The sequence below is a fragment of the Brevibacillus borstelensis genome (assembly GCF_036700025.1).
Classification (GTDB): domain Bacteria; phylum Bacillota; class Bacilli; order Brevibacillales; family Brevibacillaceae; genus Brevibacillus; species Brevibacillus borstelensis.
The window spans coordinates 1,259,182-1,286,180 of record NZ_CP144922.1; the positions used below are offsets into that span (position 1 = coordinate 1,259,182).

24 protein-coding genes and 1 riboswitch are annotated in these 26,999 nt (G+C 52.0%); of the genes, 17 read left to right on the forward strand and 7 right to left on the reverse strand.

Going from position 1 to position 26,999, the window contains the following annotated elements:
• The first annotated feature begins 89 nt into the window (after positions 1 to 89).
• From V5G20_RS05795 to V5G20_RS05810, 4 genes are all read left to right on the forward strand, one after another.
• Positions 90 to 584, forward strand: coding sequence for a VanZ family protein (locus V5G20_RS05795; RefSeq protein ID WP_122957763.1), 495 nt, complete (start codon positions 90 to 92; stop codon positions 582 to 584).
• Between the two features lie 280 nt (positions 585 to 864).
• Positions 865 to 1,278, forward strand: a complete 414-nt coding sequence (locus V5G20_RS05800; RefSeq protein WP_003391231.1) for a S1 RNA-binding domain-containing protein — start codon at positions 865 to 867, stop codon at positions 1,276 to 1,278.
• 609 nt (positions 1,279 to 1,887) lie between these two features.
• Entirely contained in the window at positions 1,888 to 3,153 is a 1,266-nt protein-coding gene (gene ltrA, locus V5G20_RS05805) for a group II intron reverse transcriptase/maturase (RefSeq protein WP_024985202.1), read from the forward strand.
• A 188-nt stretch (positions 3,154 to 3,341) separates the two neighbouring features.
• Positions 3,342 to 4,154 carry an alpha/beta hydrolase family protein gene (locus V5G20_RS05810; RefSeq protein WP_003391235.1) on the forward strand — a complete coding sequence of 271 codons (813 nt, stop codon included), beginning with the start codon at positions 3,342 to 3,344 and terminating at the stop codon, positions 4,152 to 4,154.
• Here the strand turns inward: V5G20_RS05810 and V5G20_RS05815 are convergent.
• From V5G20_RS05815 to V5G20_RS05830, 4 genes are all read right to left on the reverse strand, one after another.
• The gene (locus tag V5G20_RS05815; protein ID WP_003391236.1) at positions 4,151 to 5,974 is read right to left on the reverse strand and encodes a sensor histidine kinase; all 1,824 of its coding nucleotides are present in this window, start codon (positions 5,972 to 5,974) and stop codon (positions 4,151 to 4,153) included. The genes V5G20_RS05810 and V5G20_RS05815 overlap by 4 nt on opposite strands.
• A gap of 20 nt (positions 5,975 to 5,994) precedes the next feature.
• Entirely contained in the window at positions 5,995 to 6,987 is a 993-nt protein-coding gene (locus tag V5G20_RS05820) for a BMP family ABC transporter substrate-binding protein (RefSeq protein ID WP_035980137.1), read from the reverse strand.
• A 43-nt stretch (positions 6,988 to 7,030) separates the two neighbouring features.
• Positions 7,031 to 8,545 (reverse strand): IS1182 family transposase, encoded by a 1,515-nt coding sequence (locus tag V5G20_RS05825; RefSeq protein WP_338463267.1) that lies wholly within the window; start codon positions 8,543 to 8,545, stop codon positions 7,031 to 7,033.
• 154 nt (positions 8,546 to 8,699) lie between these two features.
• Positions 8,700 to 9,092: a hypothetical protein gene (locus tag V5G20_RS05830; protein WP_035980135.1), complete on the reverse strand. Its 393-nt coding sequence runs from the start codon at positions 9,090 to 9,092 to the stop codon at positions 8,700 to 8,702.
• Between the two features lie 129 nt (positions 9,093 to 9,221).
• Between V5G20_RS05830 and V5G20_RS05835 the strand changes: the two genes are divergently transcribed.
• The 4 genes from V5G20_RS05835 (at position 9,222) to ald (ending at position 12,565) form a co-directional block, all read left to right on the forward strand.
• On the forward strand, positions 9,222 to 9,422 hold the full coding sequence (locus V5G20_RS05835; RefSeq protein ID WP_141334198.1) for a hypothetical protein: 201 nt from the start codon (positions 9,222 to 9,224) through the stop codon (positions 9,420 to 9,422).
• A gap of 213 nt (positions 9,423 to 9,635) precedes the next feature.
• Complete coding sequence (locus V5G20_RS05840) at positions 9,636 to 9,953, forward strand: response regulator (protein WP_194246961.1); 318 nt, start codon at positions 9,636 to 9,638, stop codon at positions 9,951 to 9,953.
• Positions 9,954 to 10,075: 122 nt separating this feature from the next.
• Positions 10,076 to 11,311, forward strand: coding sequence for a PucR family transcriptional regulator (locus V5G20_RS05845; protein WP_003391242.1), 1,236 nt, complete (start codon positions 10,076 to 10,078; stop codon positions 11,309 to 11,311).
• A gap of 129 nt (positions 11,312 to 11,440) precedes the next feature.
• Positions 11,441 to 12,565, forward strand: coding sequence for an alanine dehydrogenase (gene ald, locus V5G20_RS05850; protein ID WP_003391243.1), 1,125 nt, complete (start codon positions 11,441 to 11,443; stop codon positions 12,563 to 12,565).
• Positions 12,566 to 12,628: 63 nt separating this feature from the next.
• Here the strand turns inward: ald and V5G20_RS05855 are convergent, their stop codons facing one another.
• The 3 genes from V5G20_RS05855 to V5G20_RS05865 are packed head-to-tail and all read right to left on the reverse strand — an operon-like array spanning position 12,629 to position 16,347.
• Positions 12,629 to 13,801 carry a Ger(x)C family spore germination protein gene (locus V5G20_RS05855; RefSeq protein ID WP_003391245.1) on the reverse strand — a complete coding sequence of 391 codons (1,173 nt, stop codon included), beginning with the start codon at positions 13,799 to 13,801 and terminating at the stop codon, positions 12,629 to 12,631.
• 13 nt (positions 13,802 to 13,814) lie between these two features.
• Entirely contained in the window at positions 13,815 to 15,254 is a 1,440-nt protein-coding gene (locus V5G20_RS05860) for a spore germination protein (protein WP_024985366.1), read from the reverse strand.
• Complete coding sequence (locus tag V5G20_RS05865; RefSeq protein WP_171505711.1) at positions 15,244 to 16,347, reverse strand: GerAB/ArcD/ProY family transporter; 1,104 nt, start codon at positions 16,345 to 16,347, stop codon at positions 15,244 to 15,246. The genes V5G20_RS05860 and V5G20_RS05865 overlap by 11 nt, the downstream gene beginning before the upstream one ends.
• A gap of 180 nt (positions 16,348 to 16,527) precedes the next feature.
• On the opposite strand from V5G20_RS05865, the gene V5G20_RS05870 reads away from it, so the two are divergent.
• The 9 genes from V5G20_RS05870 (at position 16,528) to ltrA (V5G20_RS05910) (ending at position 26,887) form a co-directional block, all read left to right on the forward strand.
• Positions 16,528 to 17,616 carry a quinone-dependent dihydroorotate dehydrogenase gene (locus V5G20_RS05870; protein WP_024985365.1) on the forward strand — a complete coding sequence of 363 codons (1,089 nt, stop codon included), beginning with the start codon at positions 16,528 to 16,530 and terminating at the stop codon, positions 17,614 to 17,616.
• A 174-nt stretch (positions 17,617 to 17,790) separates the two neighbouring features.
• Positions 17,791 to 17,983: riboswitch (cobalamin riboswitch) on the forward strand.
• Between the two features lie 140 nt (positions 17,984 to 18,123).
• Positions 18,124 to 18,882: an energy-coupling factor ABC transporter permease gene (locus tag V5G20_RS05875; RefSeq protein ID WP_003391253.1), complete on the forward strand. Its 759-nt coding sequence runs from the start codon at positions 18,124 to 18,126 to the stop codon at positions 18,880 to 18,882.
• Positions 18,883 to 18,885: 3 nt separating this feature from the next.
• Positions 18,886 to 19,170 carry an energy-coupling factor ABC transporter substrate-binding protein gene (locus V5G20_RS05880; protein WP_003391254.1) on the forward strand — a complete coding sequence of 95 codons (285 nt, stop codon included), beginning with the start codon at positions 18,886 to 18,888 and terminating at the stop codon, positions 19,168 to 19,170.
• Positions 19,167 to 19,958 (forward strand): cobalt ECF transporter T component CbiQ, encoded by a 792-nt coding sequence (gene cbiQ / locus V5G20_RS05885; protein ID WP_003391256.1) that lies wholly within the window; start codon positions 19,167 to 19,169, stop codon positions 19,956 to 19,958. The genes V5G20_RS05880 and cbiQ overlap by 4 nt, the downstream gene beginning before the upstream one ends.
• A gap of 7 nt (positions 19,959 to 19,965) precedes the next feature.
• Positions 19,966 to 20,907: an ABC transporter ATP-binding protein gene (locus V5G20_RS05890; protein WP_338143104.1), complete on the forward strand. Its 942-nt coding sequence runs from the start codon at positions 19,966 to 19,968 to the stop codon at positions 20,905 to 20,907.
• 319 nt (positions 20,908 to 21,226) lie between these two features.
• Positions 21,227 to 22,339 carry a TIGR04053 family radical SAM/SPASM domain-containing protein gene (locus V5G20_RS05895; RefSeq protein WP_172920553.1) on the forward strand — a complete coding sequence of 371 codons (1,113 nt, stop codon included), beginning with the start codon at positions 21,227 to 21,229 and terminating at the stop codon, positions 22,337 to 22,339.
• 42 nt (positions 22,340 to 22,381) lie between these two features.
• Positions 22,382 to 23,098: a YwiC-like family protein gene (locus V5G20_RS05900; protein ID WP_003391262.1), complete on the forward strand. Its 717-nt coding sequence runs from the start codon at positions 22,382 to 22,384 to the stop codon at positions 23,096 to 23,098.
• A gap of 554 nt (positions 23,099 to 23,652) precedes the next feature.
• Positions 23,653 to 24,990: a tetracycline resistance MFS efflux pump gene (locus V5G20_RS05905; protein ID WP_031931618.1), complete on the forward strand. Its 1,338-nt coding sequence runs from the start codon at positions 23,653 to 23,655 to the stop codon at positions 24,988 to 24,990.
• Positions 24,991 to 25,621: 631 nt separating this feature from the next.
• The gene (gene ltrA, locus V5G20_RS05910) at positions 25,622 to 26,887 is read left to right on the forward strand and encodes a group II intron reverse transcriptase/maturase (protein ID WP_024985202.1); all 1,266 of its coding nucleotides are present in this window, start codon (positions 25,622 to 25,624) and stop codon (positions 26,885 to 26,887) included.
• Positions 26,888 to 26,999 lie beyond the last annotated feature (112 nt).

Here is a 26,999-nt window from a genome sequence, read left to right on the forward strand (position 1 = left end):
CATGCTGGCGGCAGACCGCTGCTATATTTTGTTATGATAAAAGAAAGAAAAGCAGCATAAGACAGGCAGCGGCGTTAAGGAGGAGGCAAGTGGGAAGAGCGAAACGAGTGCTTGAGATCATCCTGCTGGTGGGCATACTTGCGGGATTGTTCATCTCATCATCGACACCGTACGGGAAGCAGGATATTCGCGGTACGATTTCAAAGTTTGTCGATGAAGGGACGGTTTCAGAAAATTGGCAGGATTTTTCCTTTCAGTATGGAAAAAAAGAGATCAGTATTGACAATAATGGAGTAGCAGGGGTTATTGAGTTCTTTCTCCGCAAGGGAACGCATTTTTCTGTATTTGCCATTTTGGCGGCGGCGTGGTATCGGGTATTGCGTCAGCGCTTGACTGCTATGGTGGCTTTGCCCTGGAGCGCTTTTTTAAGCCTGGCTGTGGCCGTGCTGGACGAATGGCATCAAACGTTTACCCCTGACAGGACCGGACAGGTCGCCGATGTAGTCCTGGATGGGATCGGCGTGAGTACGATGCTGCTGATCATTGCCGTATGGTCGCTTTGGAGAAGCCGAAAAACAAGGTGATAAAATGGCAAAGTGTTATCCATCCTAGGATGAAGGACAGACTGGAGGAAAAGATGGGAGTGGAACCAATGATTGCATCTGCTGCCAAATAAAAAAATAGCGGAGATCGGAATAGCAGGAGCATTCTACCGATCATCCCAGACGGGGTAAGCTGGTAATAGAGCGTTCCTAGAAAGAATAGGCTTTTCAGTCATTGATTATCTCTGCTATACTAATGTAATGAGGCTTCTAGTAGAGGTTCTCACCATTTTTGGGAAATGATAAAAGGAGTGCAAACTGAATGGCAGTACAAGTGGGAAGCATCATCGAGGGAAAAGTGACAGCAATTAAACCGTTTGGGATGTTCGTAGCAGTCAGCGAAACCGAGCAGGGGCTAGTCCACATTTCCCAAGTAGCAAACGGTTTTGTCAAAGATATCAACGATCACTTTTCCGTAGGAGATCAGGTCAAAGTAAAAGTCCTCTCCATTGATGATGCAGGTAAGATCTCGCTTTCGGTTCGCGCCGCACTGCCTGCGCCGGAGCGTCCAGAGCGTGAAGAGCGTCGCGGGGGTGGATTTCGTGGAGGCGACCGCGGGGGCAATTCAAGACGCGATAGCGCAGCTTCCTTCGAGGACAAGATGAAAAAATGGTTGAAGCACAGTGAGGAGAACCTTGCTACGATCAACAAAAAGAACGCAAAACGCGGCTACTAGGGCCTAACCATATCAGAGCAGGAAAAAGACGGGAGCACCCGTCTTTTTTTCTTGGTGCGCCCAGCATGGGCGATAGCTATAGGGTGAAAGTCCCGAACGGGGGTTGGCTGTACCAACCGTTAGCTCAAGGCAAGGGTGTCGACCGCGAGGTCGAATCTGAAGGAAGCCGGCGGCAAAATCCCGACCTGAGGTACACGAACCCAATTTGAGGCTGTTGTATCCGGGCGAGTCTGCCAAACAAGACAAAGCCCCATACAGCCAAGGGATACAGTAGTAAACTTGGGCAGGTACATGGGATGAAAGTTATCGTTCTTACCTGGGGAGGTCTGCATGAAACGCCTTCAACTGTTGGTAACCGTCTCCGTAAGGAGACGCTGAACATGCAGAAGTCAGCAGAGGCCATAGTACCCGAGTAGAGGACGCTTGAATGGGGAAGGGCCGAACATCAAGTCAGCATGCGATCCATGTCTTTTGATACGGTACGTCGAAGCAGAATTCTGTCAAGGAACTACTTTTGAAGAGCAGGGGTGAAGCCCCGAGGGTACAAAAGAGGGCTGAGTATCGTACAGCAAGCACGGAGTCCGCATGTGCGAAGGAAGGAACATCATTATGGATTTGCTGGAAAAAGTCTTATCACGGGAAAACTTACGGATGGCACTCCAACGAGTGGAGGAAAACAAAGGTGTCGGTGGAGTCGATGGTGTTTCAACCGAACAACTACGCGATTATCTACGTGAACACTGGCAAGCCATCCGCGAGAAGATGGAAAGGGGAACCTATAGACCTTCACCTGTTCGCAGAGTCGAAATCCCGAAACCTGACGGTGGTGTAAGGTTATTAGGCATTCCCACCGTGGTAGACCGCTTTATTCAGCAGGCCATCCTCCAAGTGTTAACGCCGATCTTCGACCCCACCTTCTCGGAATCTAGCTATGGGTTCCGTCCAAAACGTAGCGCTCACATGGCAGTAAGGAAAGCGCAAGCGTATATCTCCGAAGGATATCGTTTCGTGGTGGACATCGATCTAGAGAAATTCTTTGATCGCGTAAATCATGATATTCTAATGAGCCGTGTGGCTCGAAAAGTTCAGGACAAGAGAATTTTAAGACTGATTCGTTCCTACTTGAATGCGGGGATCATGATAAATGGCGTCTGTACAACATCAAGTGAAGGAACACCGCAAGGTGGGCCGTTAAGCCCACTTTTGGCAAATATCCTACTTGATGATTTGGACAAGGAACTCGAAAAGAGAGGCCACCGTTTCTGCCGCTACGCAGACGATTGTAATATCTACGTGAAAACAAAACGGGCAGGGGAACGAGTAAAGAAGAGTATTCAAAACCACTTGGAGAAGGTACTAAGGCTAAAAGTAAATGAGGAGAAAAGCGCGATAGACCGACCATGGAAACGAAAATTCTTGGGCTTTAGTTTTACCTTTGCAAAACAGACAAGGATTCGCATCCACCCCAAATCCCTCCTCAAGCTAAAAGAGAAAATCCGCACGATCACGAATCCGGTGTGGAGCATCTCGATGGAGAAGCGGATTGAAAGAATAAATCAGTACCTCATGGGCTGGATTGGATATTTCGCCCTTGCAGACGCGAAGGGCATTCTACAATCCATTGAGGAATGGACAAGGCGCAGGCTCCGTCTTTGTTTGTGGATGCAGTGGAAACGCGTGAGAACCAGATATCGAGAACTTCGTTCTCTTGGCATATCTCACGTAAAAGCCATTGAAATTGCAAATACCCGCAAGGGTGCATGGCGTACCACAAAGTCTCCGCATATACACAAAGCCCTCGGCATTGCCTACTGGCAACAACAAGGGCTGAAAAGCTTAGTGCAACGATATTCTCAAATTCGTCAAGCTTGGTGAACCGCCGTATACCGAACGGTACGTACGGTGGTGTGAGAGGACGGGGGTTAGTCGCCCCCTCCTACTCGATTGGGGAATCTAAAGAGGTCCCCAGCAGACAGTATATAAGAAATGGTTGTCGCAGTCTTTGGCTGATTTGATCGGGGCTGACGCCAGCTTCGAGGATCAGAAAGGAGAGGGAGAGTAAAGTGGAAGCAGAAACCGCCTGCAACTATTTGGAGCCGTTTGTAGAAGCTGTCCCGGAGCTTTCTGTTGAGCCCGGTGTCCGTCTCTACACAGTCAGCTATTACAGTCAGGGACTTCTGGTCAAAGCGGCGCTCGCTGTGCCCGATGCCCAGTTGGGGGAATGCCTGCCCGCGCTGCTTTATTGCCGCGGGGGCATCAAGGGGGTGGGCAAGGTCCGGCCGGAGCGGATTAGCCAGATGGCCTCGTTTGGCTATGTCGTGCTTGCCCCTCACTATCGGGGCAATGAAGGAGGAGAGGGGCGAGACGAGTTTGGCGGTGAGGATCGGCACGATGTCTTTTCCGCTTATGAGCTGCTCTGCCGGATGCCCGGTGTAGACAGCGGGAGGATCAGCGTCTATGGCTTTTCACGAGGCGGAATTATGGCGCTTCTGGCGGCGATCGAGTGCCCAGGTCTGCGCTCTGCGGTTGTGTGGGGAGGTGTATCCGATCTGTTTTTGACGTACGAGGAGCGCATTGATTTAAGGAGAATGCTTCGCCGTGTGGTCGGCCACCCACGCAAGCAGGAAGAGGCCTACAGATGGCGCTCGCCGATTTTTCGCGCAGCGGAAATTAGCTGTCCGGTATTGATCATCCACGGTACAGAAGATGGGAATGTCGGAGTTGAGCACGCCCGGCGCCTGGCCGATGCGCTGAAAGCAAACGGAAAGCCCCATGAGCTGTGGCTGGCGGAGGGTGCCAGCCACTTGTTCAAAGGAGAAGTACTGGAGGCGTACACGAGGCGGATGTTTGACTGGCTGGCAGCTCCTCGGGCCTAAGCGCGTCCATGGCGGCAGAGCGGCAGGGAAATGACAATTTCTGTTCCCTTGCCCGGCTCGCTGAAGATCTGCATGCTCCCGCCGTGGTTTTCAACCATGCGGCGGGAGATGGGCAAGCCAAGTCCCGTTCCCTCTTCCTTGAGGGAGAAGAAAGGATCAAAGATGCGTACCAGATGCTCGGGAGGAATGCCCGAACCGGTGTCGGCCACGCGGATTTGGACAGTCGAATCAATCACCTTGCTTCCGATGCAGAGCGATCCCCCGTGCTTCATCGCCTCGATGCTGTTCTTCATCAGGTTGAGCAAAATCTGCTTGAGCTGCTCGACGTCAACCTCCAGCCGCGTATCTTTTTCCAGCAGGTCGACGATTTCAATTCCGTGCAGGGCAGCTTCGCCCTTCATCAACGGCAGGATGGAGTGCAGCACCTCTGTCAGCGACACCTCGCGATAGTTGGGCTCCGACGGCTTGGAGAGCATCAAAAGCTCTGTCACGATATGATTGACCCGTTCGATTTCCTGCAAGATCAAAGGGAGGTAGTGGCGGTCTCTTTCTTCCTCAGGCAGCCTTTGCTGGAGCAATTGAATAAACCCGTAGATCACAGTCAGCGGGTTGCGAATTTCGTGGGCAGCGCCTGCGGCCAGTTGGCCGACCATCGCCAGTTTTTCCGACTGGTGAAGGTAATCCTGGACTTGCTCTTGTTCGGTGATGTCAGAAAAAGCGACCATCCATCCAGCTTCCTGGTCGTGCTGATTCCGCAGCGGCACGTAGGAGACAAGCGCAGTAAATGGCGTTTCATTCTCGCGATAGAGCGAGATTTTCCGATTTTCAAACCAGGGTGTCTGCTCCCCCGGTCCGCCACTCCAGAGGTCGGGGTCTTTGGTCATGGGGAAATGACTGGAATCCAGGCGGACGAGTTCTTTTGCTTTTTGGTTGATGTGTACCCATTCCGAATGAAAATGGCGGGTAATGACGCCGACCGGGAGGGAGTTGAGAATCTGCTCTCTGACATTCTTTTCTTCCTCCAGCACCTGTCTGCGGGCTTCGTCCTGCTGGAACAGTCGGGCAATGCTGGTCGACATTTTGTTAAACTCCTGCGCCAGTTCATGAAATTCATCTTTGGTGTCGTAGACAATCTGCTGGCCGAATGTTCCTTTGGACACTTCCCGGACTTGTTCGATCAAAGACCGGATTGGACGCAGCAGCTCTCTTCGGAAGTAAAACGTGCAAAACAGTCCGAATAAAATAGAAGCGACAGATACGCTGTACGTCAGGATCAGGGAAACCTTCAAGGTCTCATTTGTTTTCTGAAATTCCTTGTTCGTCTGGTACTCCAGGCGGTTGAGGGAATAGGTCAGATGCCGTTCCAATTCGTTGATTTTTGGCTGCACGTCTGTCTCAAGTACATAGCTGACAGCCGTTACGTTGCCTGCTTGCAGCAGGGGATTGATTTTGTTCAAGAAGATGAAATCGAGCTGCGAGATCAAATCGATGACCGTGAGCAGCTCACCGTTTTCTTCCGTTTTGGGAACAGAGGAGAACCGGGCACTGTTGACAAGATTTGTGTAGTATTGATCAAGGAAAGATGGCTGTCGCGTCAAGGTGTACATTTTCAAGGCATATGTCTTCAGGTAGAGCTGGTTTTTCACATCCAAAAGAGCACTGGCCTGAGGAAGAACATTTTGGGTCAGATGCATCTCATCGGATGTCACCTTGGTCATCTGGTAGCTGAACAAGGTCGTTACACACCCGATCAGCAGCATCATGACCAAGTAGCTGAGCATGATTTTCTTCTGAAAACCTAAGCTGCGAAACGGAGACATCATGTCTATCCTCCAAACATCTAGCGGCGCTGAATCAACTTGTCCAGCTCCCGCTTGATTTCTTCGCGTATTTCTTTGGGAACCATGGGTCCAAACGAGCTCAGACGGTTTACTCCTTCTTTCAGCCCGTAGGTAACGCTGCCCGAAGGCAATTTTCCGGCAGTAAATTGAGACATGACCGTCCGATAGCATTGTCGAACGTCCTGAATCATCGACGCGATTACGTGATTGGGTGCGATGTAGCGTTGATCAGCGATGTAGCCGATCGCGTAGATATTGGCACGCTGCGCTTCGGTAATGACGGCCAGATTCAAGCTGTCCCCCGTGGTGTAGACCACGTCGACCCCTTTGGAGATCATCTCTTTTGCCGCCTTGGTGGCTCCTGCGATGTCATTGAAATCGCTAACCTTGCCGACGATCACTTTTGTTTTTCCGCTCGTGTCTTTGACTGCTTGTGTGAAGCCATTCAATTGATCGTATTCGGTGGGCTTGTCCGCGATGATATAGCCGACCTTTCGCGTACGGGTCATCTGCGCGGCGAGCTTTCCTACCAGGTATCCTGCGGGCCACATATCGTAGCGGATGGTGGTCTGGTTGGAGTGTGGAGCTTCTCCGTTAAAGGAAACAAAACGGGTCTCCGGATAAAACGGAGCCACTTTTGTAAAAGGTTCGGAAAAAATGACACCATGTCCGAATATGAGATCATAGCCATTGGAGGCGTACTGCTCGGCGGCCGCTGTAATCTTTTCAGGGTCCAGATTGCTTGCTACTTCCAGTGAGAACCCATATTGCTTCTGCAGCTCTGTCAAGCTTTCAAGGGCGCTGCTGTTCCACCCCTGGTCGTAGGTGGGACCTTCCAGCATCAGGGCGACGTGCAGCCGATGGCCAGGCACTCCTTTTTCCTCCATTTGCCGTATATGCTTCATACTGGTCAAAAATTGACTTGTATTCAGCAAAAGCAACCCGATCACCAGGCAGGCAAACAAAGCGGGAAACGGTTGAAGCTTGGGCATGAGTGTCTCCTCCACAAAAATGAAAACGTAATTGAACACATTTCTACAAAATGAGACAAAAATCCTCCCGCAGGAAAAAAGAGGAGGCCTGTACTCCTAGAGTACAGACCTCCCAGGTTGCAGACAAACTCCCTCGCTGAACGAACAGCAGAGGGAGTTTGTTTAATAATTTGATGAAAATACCGAAGGTGTTTTGATCGTTCACCTTTTGGCGACCTGATTTCCATAGCCAGGTCGCCATTTTTTTCAAGTTCATGGCAGCGAAAACAAGCATCGCCTGCATCGTGACCTTCTCCAGTCCTCGTAAGGTCGTCCAACGCATGCCATGCTTTTCCTTCATATCAGCGAATACACGTTCAATCGTTTCTTTCCGTTTGCTATAGATTTGTTTGTTTTCCTCGGTATGCCGGAGGTGGTCTACCTCTTCGAGGTAATCAGCCCAGATGTGGCGACTCACTCTCTTTGTGTAGTCTTTACTTTCCGTGCATTGTTTCAAGAACGGACAACTTCGGCAAACTTGAGAATTTGATCGATAGATACGGTACCCATCCTTGTTTGTTGTCTCATATGTTAAGATTTGCTCGTTCGGGCAGATGTAGCAGTCGAAATATTCATCATACACATATTCGTGCTTTTTAAAAAAACCTTCTTTGGTGCGTGGTCTTGTGTAGGGCATAACGGGGCGAATCTGGTCATCAAGGAGTGTTTTACTGATGTAAGGCGTCTTGTATCCCGAGTCCACTGCCACAGCTTGAGGCTGTGCAAACGTCTTTCGCACTTGATTCAAAACATCCTCAAAAACCTGACTGTCATGCACATTGCCTGGCGTTACCTTGGCACCAAGCACAAATCCATTTCGATCACATGCTGTATGAAAACTATAAGCAAATACACGTTCCTTTTCCCCTTTTACAAACAATCCGCAATCCGGGTCAGTTGTGCTGACTTTCACCTCCTTCTTCGAAGTTTCTGTCTTTTTTTCAAGGGGCTTCTTTCCATGTGCAATACGATCCTGATTGATTTCTTCGTCCAGCAGCTCTTGATATTTCTTCGCTTGTTCTTCAACGATTTCTTTCACGTATTTATGCTTATTCGCACTGGCTTTTACATGCGTAGCATCAATGAAAAGCACATCAGGCTTCACGAATCCATGATGAACCGCCTCCTCCAATATTCGAAGGAAGATCGACTCGAAGAGTTGAGTATCCCGAAAACGGCGAACATAGTTCTTGCCTAGGGTCGTGAAATGGGGAATGGGCTGACTGAAATCATAGCCAATAAACCACCGATAGGCAACATTGGTTTCGATCTCTTTAATCGTTTGTCGCATGGAACGAATTCCAAAAATATATTGGATGAAAGCAATTTTAACTAAGACTACAGGGTCAACACTGGGTCTGCCATTGTCATGACAGTAGAGGCTTTCCACCAAGTCATAGATGAACGAAAAGTCGATTGCATTTTCAATTTTTCTTACGAGATGATCTTCTGGCACCAACTCATCTAGCGAGAATGCAGATATCTGATAACGCCCTTCGGCCTCTTGCTTATTAAGCATAATGCCACCTCTAAAAAATAACTTTTGAAAACGTAACATGTTCTATATTCAACAAAAAAGCCTGCAGACCCTGTTCCTTACGGAACTTTGTCTACAGGCTGGGAGGCCTGTACTCCTAGAGTACAGACCTCCTTTTGAATTACAGAAAACCGATTTAGAAACGATAGCCGCTTTGCAGAGCGCGTTGATTCTCAACCGCGTGAGCCGCATGCTGCGACAGGGCAGGGTTGGCTGGAGTGGCATACGGGTTTTGGTACTGGCTGAGCGATTGAATCGCCTCAGGAGAAATGTGACCGCGGAAAACCAGGGCGGCCGGGGAAACCTGGTCGTTGTACGCGGTGTTTTTCTCGTTGTAGGCAGGCTGATTCGGATACATCATATGGCCCTGACCTTGTTGCATCGAGTAGGCGTGGGCGTTTCGCTGGTGCATTTCGGCCTGCTGGTGATGGTACATCGCTTGCTGCTGGTGAGCCTGAGCGTGGCTCCGGTGCAGGTGGGCATATTGTTGGTGAGCTTGTCCCAGATCGTATTGATGACGATTGTTCATCTGCATACCCTCCAGTAAATGGAATAGACGTGCGCAAACAATTCGGCAGTTCGCCTTTTACATTATGTCCAACTGGCGCGTGATCATGCGAAAGAGGAATGGGGGAGTGGACGGCAGGGAATGATAACCGTGAGCAATTACGAAAGACAAAAAAGAGAGGTGCGGCAGGTGGAAAAAGATCTGATTGAAATTCCCCAAATCGACATTCCCGATGAAATCAGGCAGGTAGATCTTCCCGAGATTGGCGAGACGACCCCACATCCAAAACCAAGCAGCCCTTCCGTCCAGACAGGAGAAACCGAACGGTCCGTCGGCTTTTTAGCGGAGTAGAAGGAGAGTCAAAAAGCCCGCTGCTCCTCGTGTTTCATCTGCATTTTCCCTGAGGGAACCCAGCCGGATCGCAAACTGTACGTTCGACAAAAATAGCCATTTTCTCTCGTGGACAAGTCTCTGATTTTTTGTAAAAGTTAAAGGATAAGTGCGAGACAATTCAAGGGGGAAAACTACGTGGCCCGTTTGTTGATTGTAGACGATGCGGCGTTTATGAGGAAAATGCTGGCCGACATGGTAGCCGGGAAGCACGAGGTGTGCGGAGAGGCGGCCAACGGTGTGGAGGCCATTGAAAAGTACAAGGAACTGAAGCCTGACGTCGTCACGATGGACATTACCATGCCGGAAATGCAGGGAATCGAAGCGATGCGTGAGATTCTGGCCATCGACCAGGAAGCAAAGGTACTCATCTGCTCTGCTATCGGCCATCGGCAAAAAGTATTGGAAGCAATGAAAAATGGTGCCCGCGACTTTTTGGTCAAACCCTTTCAAAAGGAACAGATTCTGGACGCGATTTCCCGTCTGGTGTAAATGTATGAAAAGCTGCTCTCGTTTGCGGGAGCGGCTTTTTTCGTTCACTTTTGATACGAACCGGGACGTCTTTTCGTTATAATAAACAAATAGCAATACACGAGCGTTAAGAGGGTGGAGCCGTGTCAAACCAACCGAATGTTTTCCAACAATTTCAGCATGCCGATATCGACGAGCTGGCTGATGTCATCGGCGAGCTGCTGCAGAACCCGATCACAATTGAGGATGCCGACCACAAGCTGATCGCCTACAGCTCTCACAGCGAGAGCACCGATCAGGCCAGGTGGTCGACGATCATGGGCCGGCGCGTGCCTGAGAAGGTGCTGACCCGGCTGTGGAAAGACGGCGTGTTTCAGGAGCTGCTGACCAAGGATGAGCCTGTGCACATCCCGGCAAAGGACGAGGTCGGGCTGGGCAAGCGGGTAGCCATCGCCATTCGCAAAGGGAGCGAGGTCCTGGGGTATATATGGGCGATCGAGGTCAATCGGCCGATCACGGAGGAAGACGACGACATCTTGCGCCAAGCGGCACGGGCTGCCGTCTCCCGGCTTGTTCAAAGGCAGGGCAAGCGGAAGGCGGAGGAGCAACGGCGCAAAGAATTTTTGTGGGAGCTGCTGCTCGGAAACCACAGCAGCGACACGCTCATTCGCCAGAAGGCGGAAAGTTTGCAATTGCAGCTGTCCACGCCGTATCTGATCTGTATCATTGAGGCGGCGGGGACGCGCCTGGAGCAGTATCTGTACCCGCTTTTGATGAGAGACAAGCTGCTCTGGGTCGTGGATGGCAACCAAATCGTCCTGTTGATCGGACAGGCCGGGGCAGGAAAACAGCAGGATGAGGCGCTGGTTCGAAAGGTGAAGCAATTCCTGGCCGATTCCTTGGGAAAACTGGAATCGCACGTAAGCGAGGGGCAGGTGACGGCAGGCTACGGCCGCAGCTACAAAGCCTACGCCGATCTCGTGAAAAGCTACCGGGAAGCCTTGCATGCGGTCAAGATCAAGCGGCTGTTTCCGCAAGAAACCGCGGGCATCCACGGCTATCGCGAGCTGGGGATCTACCGGTATCTGCTCAAGCTGAAGCAATGGGACGAGGAACAGGGGTACGAAAATGAAAGGCTCGCCAGGCTGAAGCAGTATGACGCGGAAAATCAGACCGCGATGACGGAAACGCTGGAAACGTATCTGGATGCTGCCGGAAAGGTGAACATTACCGCCAATCGGCTGCATATCCATATCAATACGCTTAGCTATCGATTGAAGAGAATCGAAGAGATCATGCAGGTCGATCTCGAAGACATGAATCAGCGGGTGGCGCTCTACCTGGAGTTGAAGCTGGACAAATTAAACAGCGAACGGTAGTTCGTTTGTGGATTTTCACAAATAAAAGGAAGGCAAGATTAAGGGAATCCCCAAGGAAAATCGGTTTGTAAACGCTGTACAATGTAGGTAATCTCGTCATTCGGCGTTTGCAAAAGGAGGACTTATACGATGATTGTAGGGATTCCCAAAGAGATTAAAAACAATGAAAACCGCGTGGCCATTACGCCAGCAGGTGTAGCAGCACTCGTGCAAAACGGCCATTCGGTCCGGATCGAAAACAGTGCTGGACTCGGCAGCGGCTTTACCAATGAAGATTACACCGCAGTGGGCGCGGAAATCGTAGCCACGGCAGCAGAAGCTTGGGCAGCCGATATGGTGATGAAAGTAAAAGAACCGCTTCCGAGCGAATACGGCTTTTTCCGTGAAGGCCAAATCCTGTTTACTTACCTGCACCTCGCTCCAGAACCGGAACTGACGCGTGCTCTGGTAGAGAAAAAAGTGGTAGCCATCGCGTATGAGACCATTCAGTTGGACAACGGCGCTCTGCCCCTCCTGATGCCAATGTCTGAAGTGGCTGGACGCATGTCCGTGCAAATCGGCGCTCAATTCCTGGAAAAGCCATATGGCGGCAAAGGCGTGCTTTTGGGTGGCGTACCAGGCGTGCCGAAAGGTGAAGTCGTCGTAATCGGCGGCGGTATCGTAGGTACCAACGCTGCGAAGATGGCACTCGGTCTGGGTGCGAACGTAACGATCCTCGATGTGAGCGCGGACCGTCTGCGTCAGTTGGACGACTTGTTCCAAGGTCGCGTGCAAACACTGATGTCGAACTCCTTCAACATTGCGAATGCCGTGAAAAAAGCGGATCTCCTCGTAGGCGCTGTCCTGATCCCGGGTGCGCGTGCGCCTCGTCTGGTAACGGAGGAAATGGTAAAAACCATGGCTCCTGGTTCCGTGATCGTAGACGTAGCAATCGACCAAGGCGGCTCCATCGAGACCTGTGACCGCATCTCTACACATGACAATCCGACTTACGAAAAACACGGCGTCATTCACTACTCCGTTGCAAACATGCCGGGTGCTGTAGCCCGCACATCCACGCTGGCACTGACCAACGTGACCGTGCCGTATGCGGTGCAGTTGGCGAACAAAGGCTACCGTCAAGCGGTCCTGGACAATCGTCCGCTGTCGAAAGGTGTAAACGTCATCGACGGAAAAGTAACCTACAAGGCAGTTGCAGAAGCTCACAACCTGCCGTATGTAGCGCTTGAAGAAGTGCTTTTGGTGAAAAACTAAGGCTTGCCCTTTTCATACACATGCAGATCAACTGCCTGCCCTGCCGATCGGGGCGGGCAGTTATTAGTTCTGCTCGATCAACCGGGGATAGTCATACCAATCCAGCTTCATCTTGCCCGAATCCGCGAGATCGACGTTGACCTCGACTTTTGCCAGGGCGTTTGCTTGAAAGGGGAACGCTTGGGATTTGGGCATTTGCTTCCACCTTTGATAATCCTCACGGAACAAAACGTATTCCAGCCGCAGCAGATCAACCCCCGAACGCAGGCTTTTCTCAAAAGCTCCCCGTATCTGCCGCTCTATTTCCTTCTCCGATTCCTTCCGGATAAACGAAGACGGATTGTCTTCCATCAACTCCCGGATGTACCCTTTTACTCTGATGGATATATCAAAACGAACAGGACCTTTGGTCTTTTTCGGGCGAATGACGACATCCGGGCGCTGCAAGCGGACTGTCGCGACCGACTTGCCGTTTTTTCGGATGACGATTCCGGCACTCTGGGTTCTGGGAGTAAGCCAGCGCAAGCCGAGCAACTCGTCTTCGGGAAAGAAGCCGTTAAGCTTTCCGTGATGGATGGCAAATACGCCGTTGAGCGACAGGCGTGTAATAAATTGAGAGTCCATTTTCCATTTGTTCTTCACGACGGTGATCGAGGGGAGCAAGATCGTATTCGCAGGCTCCCAGTATTCGGAGATGAATTCGTGAAAGCGGATCGGCTGGATAAAAGAGCGCTGCTTGTAAACATCCACGGGCTGATGAAGCAAGGTGGATTCGGGAGAAAAGCCCAAAACAGGCTGTACACTCAGTACCTCCTCCAGCTTGTCGTGTGTTCCGAAAACCCACTTGGTATATCGGAGAAGGCCAGAGCGGTTCAAAATATCGTAGACCGGAAGAATCCCCTTTTCCAGTATTCGTTCGTGAAAGATCAGCGAAGAAACAAATCCGGTGAATGTCGGGATCTGGGCATTTTTGATCAGGTTGTCGATGGCCGATTGAGGCGTATCTCCTCTGCCTACGGCGATTACGGCAGGGGCTTCCCTTTCGTCTGCCTGGGTCTCTTGTTTTGCGACCCTGGCCAAATCCACCGTTTGCGTGTAAAAAACGTATTGGCCGTCCGTATAATCGATGCCGATGGCAGTCAAATACACCATATTCTGAATGACCTTTTGGTCCCAGCAGCCGGTCGTCAAGAACAGACACAGCAAAAGCGGGAAAAGCTTCCTCCCGGTTTTCATGAAACCTCCTCCCTCAGTCGGATCTTTTTTTGTTGGTGATCAAAGAAAGCAAGGGGCGGACAAGCACCTGCGCCAGATCGGAAAAGATCATGGGGGAGCGGCTAAGGACATACGGCTGTCCAAAAGAGGAAAGCGTGGACAGGTAGAGCACGGTACCGATGACACTGATGACAAAACCGTACATGCCAAGAATCGAACTGAGCAGGAAGACGGCAAAACGGGTGATCGTGACAGCGCCACTCAGGGATTGGTTTACCAGCGTAAAAGAGGCGACGATCGTCAGCGAGCCGATGAACAGCTGGGAGGGAGAGGTGAGCCCTGCCCGAATGGATGCGTCCCCAATAATCAACCCGCCTACCAACGCCAGCGTTTGCCCGACGTTTTTGGGCAGGCGTGCCCCGGCTTCGCGCAAGAATTCAAAAACAAAGAGAATGCCCAGCATCTCGATCGGCGAAGAAAAGGGCAGTCCCTTTCTGCCTTGACTCACGGTGGCCAGAAGCTGAAAAGGAAATTGCTCGACATTGTATGCCGACAGCGCCACCCAAAAGCCGGGAAGAAAGATCGCCAGCCAGATGCCAAACAGGCGCAAAACCCGCTCCAGCCAAATATAGGCCACGGGGTATTGGTCGTCTTCAGGGGCCTTGACCAGCTCCGGCAGGCTGCTGGGCACAAGCAGGGCGATGGGAGAGTTGTCTGCCAGGATGGCGGCTTTTCCCTGCAAAAGCAGATAGGTGACGTAATCGGGCCGTCCCGTGTAGTCGGTCAAAGGAAAAATAGAGTAGGGATTGTCGGTAATCGTTTTTTCCAGATTGGCGCTGGTTACGACCTCAAGCGATTCGTTTTTGACAAGGCGCTCTCTCAAAAGCCCGATAAGCTCTACGGGAGCCTTGTCAGTCATATAAAGCAGTGCCACCCGAGTTTTTGACTTGGTGCCCAAGGTAAAGGATTCATAGGCCAAAGAAGTGGTCCTCAACCTTTTGCGGACCAGGGCGACATTGGCCGATAGATCCTCGACGAAGCCGTCGCGGGGTCCTTTGATCGAAACCTCCGTATTGGCTTCTTCCGTCGAGCGCTGCGGGCGGTTGGAAAGACCGCAGGAATACGCACCCTTTCCACGCCAAAAAAGCAACAGCTCTCCGGCAAATAGCCGCTTTGTCCACTCCGTAAAGTCAGCAGGCAAAGGTTCTGCGAGAAAAGCGTCGAGCCCAGATCCTTCGTCCATTTCTTTTAGCTCAGGCAGGATGGTATCTTGCATCTGCTTGATATCGATCAGACCCTCGCAATAAACGAGAATGAATCCGGAGCCATCTCTTAATGAAACCGACTGGATCATGACATCCGCGCAGTGGGCAAAAGCTCGCCGCAGTTCGTCTTCGCCCGGATTTTCCAGAACGCCGAGAGCAGGCTCGCTTCTCAATTGGTAGCTCGGCAACGGCTTTTGCTCACGATTCATGATGACGTCCCTTCTGCTGTTTTCCCGCGACCAAGGCGACGATGGCAAGAACCATGGTAAGCACCAGGACGATGATCGCCGACATGGGAAAATACCATCTCGATAAAAAGGTGAGAAACTGCATGTCCGAAAAGGGCAAGCTCATCAGGGCGAGCATCGATGCGCCAAGAAACGAGAGAACCCCCAAGCGCTGTTTTGGTTTGCTGATTTGCAACAGCTCGGTCACAAGAAAGAGACAAAGAGAGAGGCGGACGAACGCCCCGGACAGCCACTGGTAAATGGAAAGAAATTCGAGATTTTCGATGTATCTGCCCATGGTCAGCAGCCGCCACTGCTCATAGGAAGGATAGCGCTGCCTGGTCGCTTCTGCCGGTCCGAATTCCGCGATAGCCCCAGTCAGCGGGCTAAGTGTGAGAATGATGATAATCCCTCCGAGCACTAAGAGGTACATGAACTTCGTTTCCGTTCTCAGATGATGCTGCAAAAACAGAATCAGGACAATTTCCAGGAAGCCTCCAGCCGCATAGAGCATGCCATTTATAACCGGAGTCATTCCGTTTTGAAACAAGGGCAAAAGCAAATGGTAATCCTTCTTGGGCATATTGCCAAAGCCGACTAAAAAGCCGAACAAGACGACGAACGGCAATAGCAGCCCGGAGGCGATAGCGATCGAATGGATTCCGGCATACGCGGCAGCTACACTAAGCAAGACGAGGACCAATCCCGTTACGATTTCCGGAGTGTTCGGCAAATAGTTGACGGTTGTCCAGGTCTGCGTGTCCGTCAAATTGACGAATGCCATCAAGTACAAAAGAAGCATGAACGGGAAAAGCAAAAGGCGGCTCCCGACGTGTCCGACGGTGGCTTCCAGCCAATCGGAGAGCGACTGCCTGTTCATCCGGCGACAGATGAGAAAAAGAAGCCAAAGCCATCCGATGAAGGGAATGGCTACCAACAGAACGCTGATCCAGGCGTCCCGGCCTGCTTTGCTTAGCAAGAGGGGAATGATCGTTACGTGAGTGGTGATCCCGACAGACAACATGATCATCATCACAGCTTGCAAAAATCCAATAGATCCTGTTGGGTTTCTCACGGACCGGTGCACTCCTTTTTCAAAGGATGTCCATACTATGTACAAAAAGGAAAGGCGTTATGTAATGTCTACCCGGCACCCGTATTTCCACTGGAAAAAAAAGAATCTTTCATTTTGTGCGCCTCATACGAAAAAATATGGTATGCTACTAGGCAGAAAAAAGCAGTGAGGAGTGCAGCGATGTATCAGCTAGTGCGGAAATTCCTGTTTCAGATGGATGCGGAAGAAGTGCATGAAAAAACCGTCCATCTCCTCAAAGTGGCAGAAAAATCAGCGGCAGGCAAAAGTCTTCTAAAGATGATGTATCAGGTGCGCGACGAGCGGCTTGAGACGAAGCTTTGGGGGATTACGTTTCCCAATCCGGTTGGGCTCGCCGCGGGCTTTGACAAAAATGCGGAGGTGTACCACGCCCTGGCAGCGCTCGGCTTTGGCTTTGTCGAGGTCGGGACGATCACGCCGCAAGGCCAGCCGGGCAATCCGAAGCCGCGGCTGTTCAGATTAGTGGAACATGGCGCCATCATCAACCGAATGGGCTTTAATAATCTGGGGGCATATTTGGCATCCCAAAATCTGATCGATTACGCTTATGCCGATATTCCGATCGGGATCAACATCGGCAAGAACAAGATTACGCCAAATGAACACGCCGCCAGCGATTACAGCAAGTGTTTGGACATGCTGTACAGCTACGGCCATTACTTTGTCATCAATGTCAGTTCGCCAAACACACCGAATTTGCGCGATTTGCAGGAGACCGAGAGCTTGCGCAGCTTGATTCGCGCAGTCAAGGACAAGGCTTCCGAGCTGGAATCGCGGGGAGCCAAGGCGAAGCCGATCCTGTTGAAGGTGGCTCCCGATATGGCAGACGAGCAGATGCGCGACGTCGTGCAGGCTGCCGTGGCAGAAGGAATCTCCGGTATCATTGCGACGAATACGACATTGTCCCGCGAGCCTGTGCAAGACCATCCGAGAGCGAATGAGGCAGGCGGCTTGAGCGGAAAACCGCTCGAAGCGAGAGCGACCGCCTGGGTCAAGGAGATTTATCAGGAAGTCGGGGACAAGGTGCCGGTCATCGGAGTGGGCGGCATCTTTACCGGAGAGGATGCGTACCGCAAGATTCGCGCCGGCGCCAGCCTCGTCCAGGTCTATTCAGGCATGGCGTATCAGGGGCCGGGGATTGTCAAAATGATCAACAAGCAGCTGCTCCAATTCCTGAAGCGCGACGGCTTTTCGCACATTAGCGAAGCAGTCGGCGTAGATGCACGGTAATTTTGTGATAAAAGCTTGGGAGGCGAGCCAGTCTGCAGCTTTCAGAGTAGCAGCTTCGGCATCTGGCGGTTTGCAGCTTTCAACTGCCAAAGAGAAAAGGGAGAACTGGCACGTTCTCCTTTTTCTTTTGCAACCCATCGTATATAATAGACAATCATCTGCGAATTTTTGGAAAAGAATAAAATGCAGCAAGGTGCCCTTATGAATAGTAAGGGGTAACAGGGAATCGGGTGAAACTCCCGAGCGGTCCCGCCACTGTAACCAGGGGAATGCTCTTTTTTCGAAAGCCACTTGTCGATTTGACGGGGAAGGCAAAAGAGCGTATTGATCCGGAAGCCAGGAGACCTACCTTGCTGCCACACCCATGAGCCTTCGAGGAAAGGAGAGGTGAGCCCAAACGAAACGACTGTTCGCAGTATCGTTAGTTGCCGTGTGCCAAGCTCATCCAAATCGGGTGAGCTTTTTTGCGTGTGTTCTTTAGAGAATCAGAGTAAGGAGTGTTGCTGAATGAGGGGTAGACGCACCGTTGCCAGTGGTCTTCTGATAACCGGATTTCTTGTTTACTTGCTGTTCAATACGCCACAAACCGGACATGCCATGCATATTATGGAAGGGTATTTGCCGGCAGGGTGGTCGCTGTTTTGGTGGGCTGTTTTTCTGCCCTTCTTTTTCCTCGGCTTGCGTCAGGTTCAACGCATTGTCAAAGAGAAGCCCGAATTCAAGCTGCTTTTAGGGGTAGCGGGAGCCTTTGCATTTGTCCTGTCCGCGCTGAAAATTCCGTCCGTGACAGGCAGCAGCTCCCATCCCACAGGAACAGGGCTGGGCGCGATCTTGTTTGGTCCGCTGGTCATGTCTGTACTGGGCAGTCTGGTGCTCTTGTTTCAGGCGCTGCTGCTCGCGCATGGGGGCTTGACGACACTCGGCGCCAATGCGTTTTCCATGGCGGTTGTTGGCCCGTTCGTCGCATATGGCGTGTATCGGCTGGTGGCCAGAAAGAAAGGTGGCCAGAAGCTCGGCATTTTTTTCGCGGCAGCGCTGGCTGACCTCAGCACCTATCTGGTCACTTCCGTTCAACTGGCGCTGGCATTCCCGGCTGCTTCTGGCGGGATTATGGCTTCCTTTGTCAAGTTTGCGGGGATATTTGCCTTGACGCAGGTGCCGCTGGCGATCAGCGAGGGACTGCTGACGGTGCTCGTGTGGAATTGGCTTCAAGCCTACAACGCGCAAGAATTGTCGCAGCTGAAGCTGCTGAAAAGGGAGGGGTAAGAGATGAAGCGTTGGACGAACTGGCTGCTCATTTTGGCGGCAGCGGTACTGGCGGTGGTGCCATTGCTGGTCGTAAAAGATTCGGAATTCGGCGGAGCCGATGGAGCGGCAGAGGAAGCGATCATGGAGGTGGCTCCTGACTACGAGCCGTGGTTTCAGCCTTTGCTCGAACCTCCCGGCGGTGAGACAGAAAGCCTCTTGTTCGCCCTGCAGGCTGCTCTGGGAGCAGGCGTGATCGGGTATGCCATCGGCTTGTACCGGGGCCGGCTGAAAAACAGGCAAGAATGATTGGACGGATCGACTCCCTCGCTTACGAAAACAGGCTGAAGAGGCTGCCGCCCGAACAGAAGCTGCTCTTTTCGCTGGCCATGCTGCTGTTGGCACTGATCAGCCACCCGCTTGTCCAGGGCATTCTGTTCGTCTGGATGAGCGTCTGGATCGTCGTCTATGCCCGCACTCCATGGCGGATCTATTTTGTCGTGGTGGCTGCCTCCGTCGCCTTCCTGCTCGCCGGAAGCCCGGCGCTGCTCCTGGAGGCATCCAGACTGGCGGAATGGACACGGGATGACAATGCAATCGCATCCTGGCAGTTGGGAAGCTGGGTTGTCTATGTGACGGCAGAGGGGCTGTCCAGGGCCATGAGCCTGGCCGCCCGCTCGCTGGCGGCGCTCTCCTGCTTTTCCTTTATTCTTTTTACAGTTCCCTTTGCCGAGGTTTTGCAAGTGTTCCGCCGGATCGGCATCCCCTCCATTCTGACTGATCTGATGATGATCATGTACCGTTTTGTCTTCGTTCTTCTGGAGACAGCCGAGCAAATCTGGACGGCGCAAAAGGCCAGAGGAGGGCACCGCGGCACGGCGGGAACACTCAAGGATGCGGGCAGGCTGATCGTTCAATTATTTATCCGCACGATGGCACGCTACCGCCAGATGTACATCAGCATGACGGCAAGAGGGTTTACGGACGATTTCCGCGTCCTGGTCCATGCCTCCCATATGCGTTCCAAAAGGTACGAATGGGAAGCGGTAGCCGGATGTCTCCTGCTGGCGATGCTGGAATGGTGGATGGGAGGATGAGGCGCGAGTGGCATTCGAAGTGACGACAGATGCAGCAGAACAGACAGATGCAGCAGAACAAGCAGATGCATCAGAACAGACAGCTAGAGCTGCCTTGGACATATTGCGATTTTCATTCGTTCACTACACGTATCCGGGAGCTTCCCAACCGGCGCTCAACGGACTTTCTCTCGGTGTCCCTGCCGGAAAAAAGTGTGTGCTATTGGGCCACAATGGCTGCGGAAAGTCCACCATGTTTCTGCATGCGAACGGAATTTTTCGGCCGAATCTGGGCCAAGTCCTGTGGAAAGGGAAGGCCGTTTCCTACGACCGGGCTCATTTGCTCAAGCTGAAACAAAAAATCGGTCTGGTGTTTCAGGACCCGGAGCAGCAACTGATCGCCGCGACGGTTGCCGAGGATATCTCCTACGGACTATGCAATCAAAAGCTGCCGGAAGCCGTTGTCAGGGAAAAGGTGTACCGCACGATGGAAACATTCGGGATGACCGAATGGGCAGAAACGCCGATTCACCGGCTCAGCCTAGGGCAGAAACGGCGTGTGGCATTGGCCGGAGTCATGGTGCTGGAGCCGGAGCTGCTGCTGCTGGACGAGCCGACAGCCTATCTGGATCAAGAGCAGACGAGAAATTTTGTGCAGGAGCTGGACCGCATCCATGCGGCCGGAACGACAATCCTGATGGCTACGCATGACATTGACCTCGCATTTGCCTGGGCCGACTGGGTGCTGGTCATGGAAAAAGGGAAGCTGGTCCTGGAAGGAGAGCCGGAGGCGGTTTTCTCCCGGCGGGATACTCTGGAGAGGCTGCAGCTTCGTACGCCTGCTGTCTTCGATGTGTGGGAAGCGTTGCCTGCCGCCCTGCGGGAAGAGATCGGTTCTTCCCGGGTGCCGAGGTCCGTGGAGGAGCTGACTGCGGGATTGCGGCGAATAGCTGCAAGCTGCATTACATAAGCCGGTCGCTTGTGCTGGAGGAGCAGCAGTACAGACAGCATCCATGCAGGTGCAATATCGGAACAAAAACAGACTCCAGGTGGTTGAAATATTGGGACAGAACGGATTTCATGTCGTTGAAATATTGGAGTAGAACAGATTTTCATGGTGCTGTACTATTGGAGAAGTGCAGGCCTGCGTTCGCATGGCTTTTAGCAAATCAGGCTGCGAAAAAGGCAGCTTTTTTTGTACGCATGGTGACGCTTCTCACACCTGTCAGTCGGCCGTTTCGTTACGATAAGAGCAGCTGAAGCTGATTGGCAGGACAGGAGGGCGAGCGATGAGCTTGTTGAAAGAACGTGATTACGCTGTAAGTCCGTTTATCGTGGTCTGGGAGCTGACGAGAGCGTGTGCTTTGCAATGCCTGCACTGCCGGGCTGAGGCGCAGTACGCATCGGATCCGGCGCAATTGACGTTTGAGGAAGGAAAAAGACTGATTGACGATATCGCGGAGATGGATCGTCCGCTGCTCGTTTTTACGGGAGGGGATCCATTGATGCGCCGCGATTTGTTTGAGCTGGCCGAGTACGCTGTTCAGGAAAAGGGTCTGTCCGTATCCATGACCCCCAGCGCTACGCCGAAGGTCACTTTTCAGGCAGTGCGCCGCGCCAAGGAAGCGGGGCTGGCGCGGTGGGCATTCAGCCTGGATGGATCGACTGCCGAGGTCCATGATCACTTTCGCGGGACGGCAGGCTCGTACGAAATGACACAGAGAGGCATCGGCTATTTGCAGGAGCTGGGGATACCGATCCAGATCAATACGACAGTCTCGCGCTACAACCTTCATGACTTGCCATTGATTGCAGAGGTCGTCCGGGAGATGGGAGCTGTATTGTGGAGTCTGTTTTTTCTCGTCCCGGTCGGCAGAGGGATGAAAGCAGACATGATCACCCCGGAGCAGCACGAAGAAGTGATGACCTGGCTGTACCAGGTGAACCAACAAATGCCGTACGATGTAAAAGTGACGGAAGCCCCTCATTTTCGCCGTGTCTGGAACCAGCTCAGGCAGCGCGAGACAATGCCTCGGGATGCGCGGACGAAGAAGCGTCCGGATTGGCTGGGCAGAGCCCCAAAAGGAGTCAATGACGGGGATGGCTTTGTCTTTGTCAGCCACATCGGCGATGTCTACCCGAGCGGTTTTCTTCCTGTAAAGGCGGGAAATGTTCGCGAGGGCTCTCTCAGGCAGATCTATCGGGAAGCGCCCGTAATGAAGCAGTTGCGGGACAAGTCTCTCCTCAAGGGAAAGTGCGGTCGTTGTCCATACAAGGAAATCTGCGGAGGCTCAAGAGCCCGGGCCTACGGCGTAACGGGCGATTACCTGGAAAGCGACCCTTACTGTGCTTATGATGAGGGCATTAGCGCTAATGCCGGAGAAACTTGCCAAGCGACGTAAGCAATTTTTTGTGCAATCGGAAAAGAAAGGAGAGCGTCGGAAATGAGAGCGTTCATCCCCAACCAGCACGGCGCCTGGGCGATGCTGATCGTGCCGTTTCTGTTCGGCGTGTTTGCGTCCGCTCCCGTGATTTTTCACCTCCCTTTGTTTTTGGGCTGGCTGCTGCTGTATCTGTTTACCTTTCCGCTGCTGCAGTTGATTCGCACCGGCAAGAAAGACCGTTACAAAAAGCCGCTCATGCTCTATGGTGTGCTGCTCGCTCCGCTCGCCGGAGCGTTGCTGCTGGCAAAGCCGGGATTGAGCTGGTACGCGCTGTCGCTGCTGCCGTTCTTCTTGATCAACTGCTACTACGCGCGAAAAAATCAAGAGCGGGCGATTGCGAACGATTTTGCGGCGGTGCTTCTGTTCAGCTCTATCGTCTTTGTCACCTATAAAATCGGCGGGGGCAACGACTGGGGAGTCGCTTTGTCGCTGTTCTCTCTGAGTGTTCTTTACTTTGCGGGAACGGTCTTTTACGTCAAAACGATGATCCGCGAGAAGCGGAACAAAGTGTTTTACTGGCTGTCAGTTTGCTATCATATCATTCAAATTGCCGTGATGGCCTGGCTGTTCTCGCCCTGGCTGCTATTGCCGGCCGGCGCGCTTTTGATCCGGGCGATCGTTTCGCCCCGGCTGCAGCCGTCCATAAAAGTCGTCGGAATCTCGGAGATCGGCTATGCCGTGATGATGACGGCCACCGTTCTGTGCTTGTATCTGTGAGGGATCGCGTTGCTTTTCTGTCTGCGTTCCCATCGCTTGGCTGGACGCAAGGACAGGGCAAATTGGATTAGCTCAACCGGCAAAGGAGCACACTAAACTCCAATCGGGCATGCAGCTAATAAGAGCGGAAAGCTTGCCGATGGGAGGGAATGGCGATGAAGAATATTGCTGTTTGGAGAGCCCTCGCCGGAGGTCTCGCAGCAGCGGCCTTTGCACTCATTCAGTGGATGATGTCGTAGGACCAACTTGCACCACATCAACGAGCCTGTGGGCGTGATTGCCAAGGCTCGTTTTTCATTGGAAATACCTAGAATTCGGACTATTCCTTTTGTATAATGGTTTCTACATAATCCATAGGAGGCGTTCTTATGAAGTACACGATGATGGTTAGGGCTCAAATTCAAGGGGAAGACGCATAACTTGCCCTGTAAACTGCGAGCTTCCCCTGAAATGGGGAAGGGGTTTTCATTTTGGTGGACAAGGAACGGAACGAGCAGGATCGTTTGCAAACAGAGGGCGCGGAAGCTGCCGGTCCCGCCAGAGCTTTCGGCCATTTGCCAGCGGTGTTTGCGTGGCTTGGCTTTCTCGGGTTTTTCAGCGTATTGAATGAAACGGTATTTACCGTATCCTTGCCGGACATCGCCAACCAATTTGGCATACCGCCATCCACCGCCAACTGGGTAACGATCAGCTTTGTCATTACTTTCGGGATCGGTTCGGCCATTTATGGCAGACTGGCCGATATGTACGGCGTCAAATGGCTGCTTGTCATCGGTTTGTGTATATACAGCGGAGGATCGCTGCTCGGTCTGTTCGCGCCATTTTCATTTCCGGCTGTCATTGCTGCCCGGTTTATTCAAGGCGCAGGGGCATCGGCCGTTCCCGCGATGATCATGGTCATGATCGCCCGCTATATCGGACCTGAAGATCGCGGGAAAGCATTTGGAATCGTAGGCTCCATGGTTGCTATGGGAGAGGGAATCGGCCCCGTCATCGGAGGTGTCGTGGCAGACACGATTCATTGGTCATTCCTTTTTTTGCTCCCGGTAGTAACGCTTGTCTCCATTCCTTTCTTTCTGCGGGTATTGCCGCACGAGCCTTCTCGCAAAGGGAAAGTGGATGTGAAGGGCGCTTTGCTGCTTTCGGCTGTGATGGCGATGTTTACCCTGTATACGACAGGATACCAATGGGGGTATCTGGCGGGGAGCTTTCTCCTGCTAGGGATGTTTGCCTTCTATATTCGTCGCGTGGAACAGCCGTTTATCGAACCATCCTTGTTTAGGAAACCGAGGTTTGTCAAAGGCGTTCTGACGGGATGCATTTTGCTCGGGACTGCCGCAGGCTTCATTTCCATGGTGCCGTATATGATGAGAGACGTGCATCATTTGAGTACGGGCTTGATCGGGGGAGGAATTCTGTTCCCGGGTACCATGAGCGTAGCGTTTTTCGGTGTTGTTGGAGGGAGACTGGCCGATAGGCGAGGGCATCTGTTTGTATTGTCTCTCGGTGTGTTCCTGATCACTATGAGCTTTCTCGGCACAGCACTGTTTGCTGACCAAACACCGTGGCTTATGACTGGTGCACTGGTGCTGGCATTTGGCGGTCTGTCCTTTGTGAAAACAGCGATCTCCTCCAGTGTGGCAGAGACGCTGGAAGAACACGAAGCCGGCGCTGGCATGGGAATGCTCAACCTGGCTTGCTTCTTGTCAGAGGGGATCGGGGCAGCGATTGTCGGCGGCTTGTTATCGAATAGCCTGCTGGACTTCCCTTTGCTCCCGACAGTAGGCCAGCCTGCGGCATTCGTCTACAGCAATTTGCTGATCGTCTTTGCTTTGCTCGTGTTTGTTGGCCGAGTGATATACTCATCAGCATATGGCCGTAGACAAAGCTGACAAAATGATTGATTTTATACAGCGAAAACTGCTGTATGCGAAAAACAGCCGGATGCTTGTCCGGCTGTTTTTGTTGGTGCGCCCAGCATGGGCGATAGCTATAGGGTGAAAGTCCCGAACGGGGGTTGGCTGTACCAACCGTTAGCTCAAGGCAAGGGTGTCGACCGCGAGGTCGAATCTGAAGGAAGCCGGCGGCAAAATCCCGACCTGAGGTACACGAACCCAATTTGAGGCTGTTGTATCCGGGCGAGTCTGCCAAACAAGACAAAGCCCCATACAGCCAAGGGATACAGTAGTAAACTTGGGCAGGTACATGGGATGAAAGTTATCGTTCTTACCTGGGGAGGTCTGCATGAAACGCCTTCAACTGTTGGTAACCGTCTCCGTAAGGAGACGCTGAACATGCAGAAGTCAGCAGAGGCCATAGTACCCGAGTAGAGGACGCTTGAATGGGGAAGGGCCGAACATCAAGCCAGCATGCGATCCATGTCTTTTGATACGGTACGTCGAAGCAGAATTCTGTCAAGGAACTACTTTTGAAGAGCAGGGGTGAAGCCCCGAGGGTACAAAAGAGGGCTGAGTATCGTACAGCAAGCACGGAGTCCGCATGTGCGAAGGAAGGAACATCATTATGGATTTGCTGGAAAAAGTCTTATCACGGGAAAACTTACGGATGGCACTCCAACGAGTGGAGGAAAACAAAGGTGTCGGTGGAGTCGATGGTGTTTCAACCGAACAACTACGCGATTATCTACGTGAACACTGGCAAGCCATCCGCGAGAAGATGGAAAGGGGAACCTATAGACCTTCACCTGTTCGCAGAGTCGAAATCCCGAAACCTGACGGTGGTGTAAGGTTATTAGGCATTCCCACCGTGGTAGACCGCTTTATTCAGCAGGCCATCCTCCAAGTGTTAACGCCGATCTTCGACCCCACCTTCTCGGAATCTAGCTATGGGTTCCGTCCAAAACGTAGCGCTCACATGGCAGTAAGGAAAGCGCAAGCGTATATCTCCGAAGGATATCGTTTCGTGGTGGACATCGATCTAGAGAAATTCTTTGATCGCGTAAATCATGATATTCTAATGAGCCGTGTGGCTCGAAAAGTTCAGGACAAGAGAATTTTAAGACTGATTCGTTCCTACTTGAATGCGGGGATCATGATAAATGGCGTCTGTACAACATCAAGTGAAGGAACACCGCAAGGTGGGCCGTTAAGCCCACTTTTGGCAAATATCCTACTTGATGATTTGGACAAGGAACTCGAAAAGAGAGGCCACCGTTTCTGCCGCTACGCAGACGATTGTAATATCTACGTGAAAACAAAACGGGCAGGGGAACGAGTAAAGAAGAGTATTCAAAACCACTTGGAGAAGGTACTAAGGCTAAAAGTAAATGAGGAGAAAAGCGCGATAGACCGACCATGGAAACGAAAATTCTTGGGCTTTAGTTTTACCTTTGCAAAACAGACAAGGATTCGCATCCACCCCAAATCCCTCCTCAAGCTAAAAGAGAAAATCCGCACGATCACGAATCCGGTGTGGAGCATCTCGATGGAGAAGCGGATTGAAAGAATAAATCAGTACCTCATGGGCTGGATTGGATATTTCGCCCTTGCAGACGCGAAGGGCATTCTACAATCCATTGAGGAATGGACAAGGCGCAGGCTCCGTCTTTGTTTGTGGATGCAGTGGAAACGCGTGAGAACCAGATATCGAGAACTTCGTTCTCTTGGCATATCTCACGTAAAAGCCATTGAAATTGCAAATACCCGCAAGGGTGCATGGCGTACCACAAAATCTCCGCATATACACAAAGCCCTCGGCATTGCCTACTGGCAACAACAAGGGCTGAAAAGCTTAGTGCAACGATATTCTCAAATTCGTCAAGCTTGGTGAACCGCCGTATACCGAACGGTACGTACGGTGGTGTGAGAGGACGGGGGTTAGTCGCCCCCTCCTACTCGATTCTAGGCTCTGTTGCCGTTGCCATATAGTGTTGATATTTTAT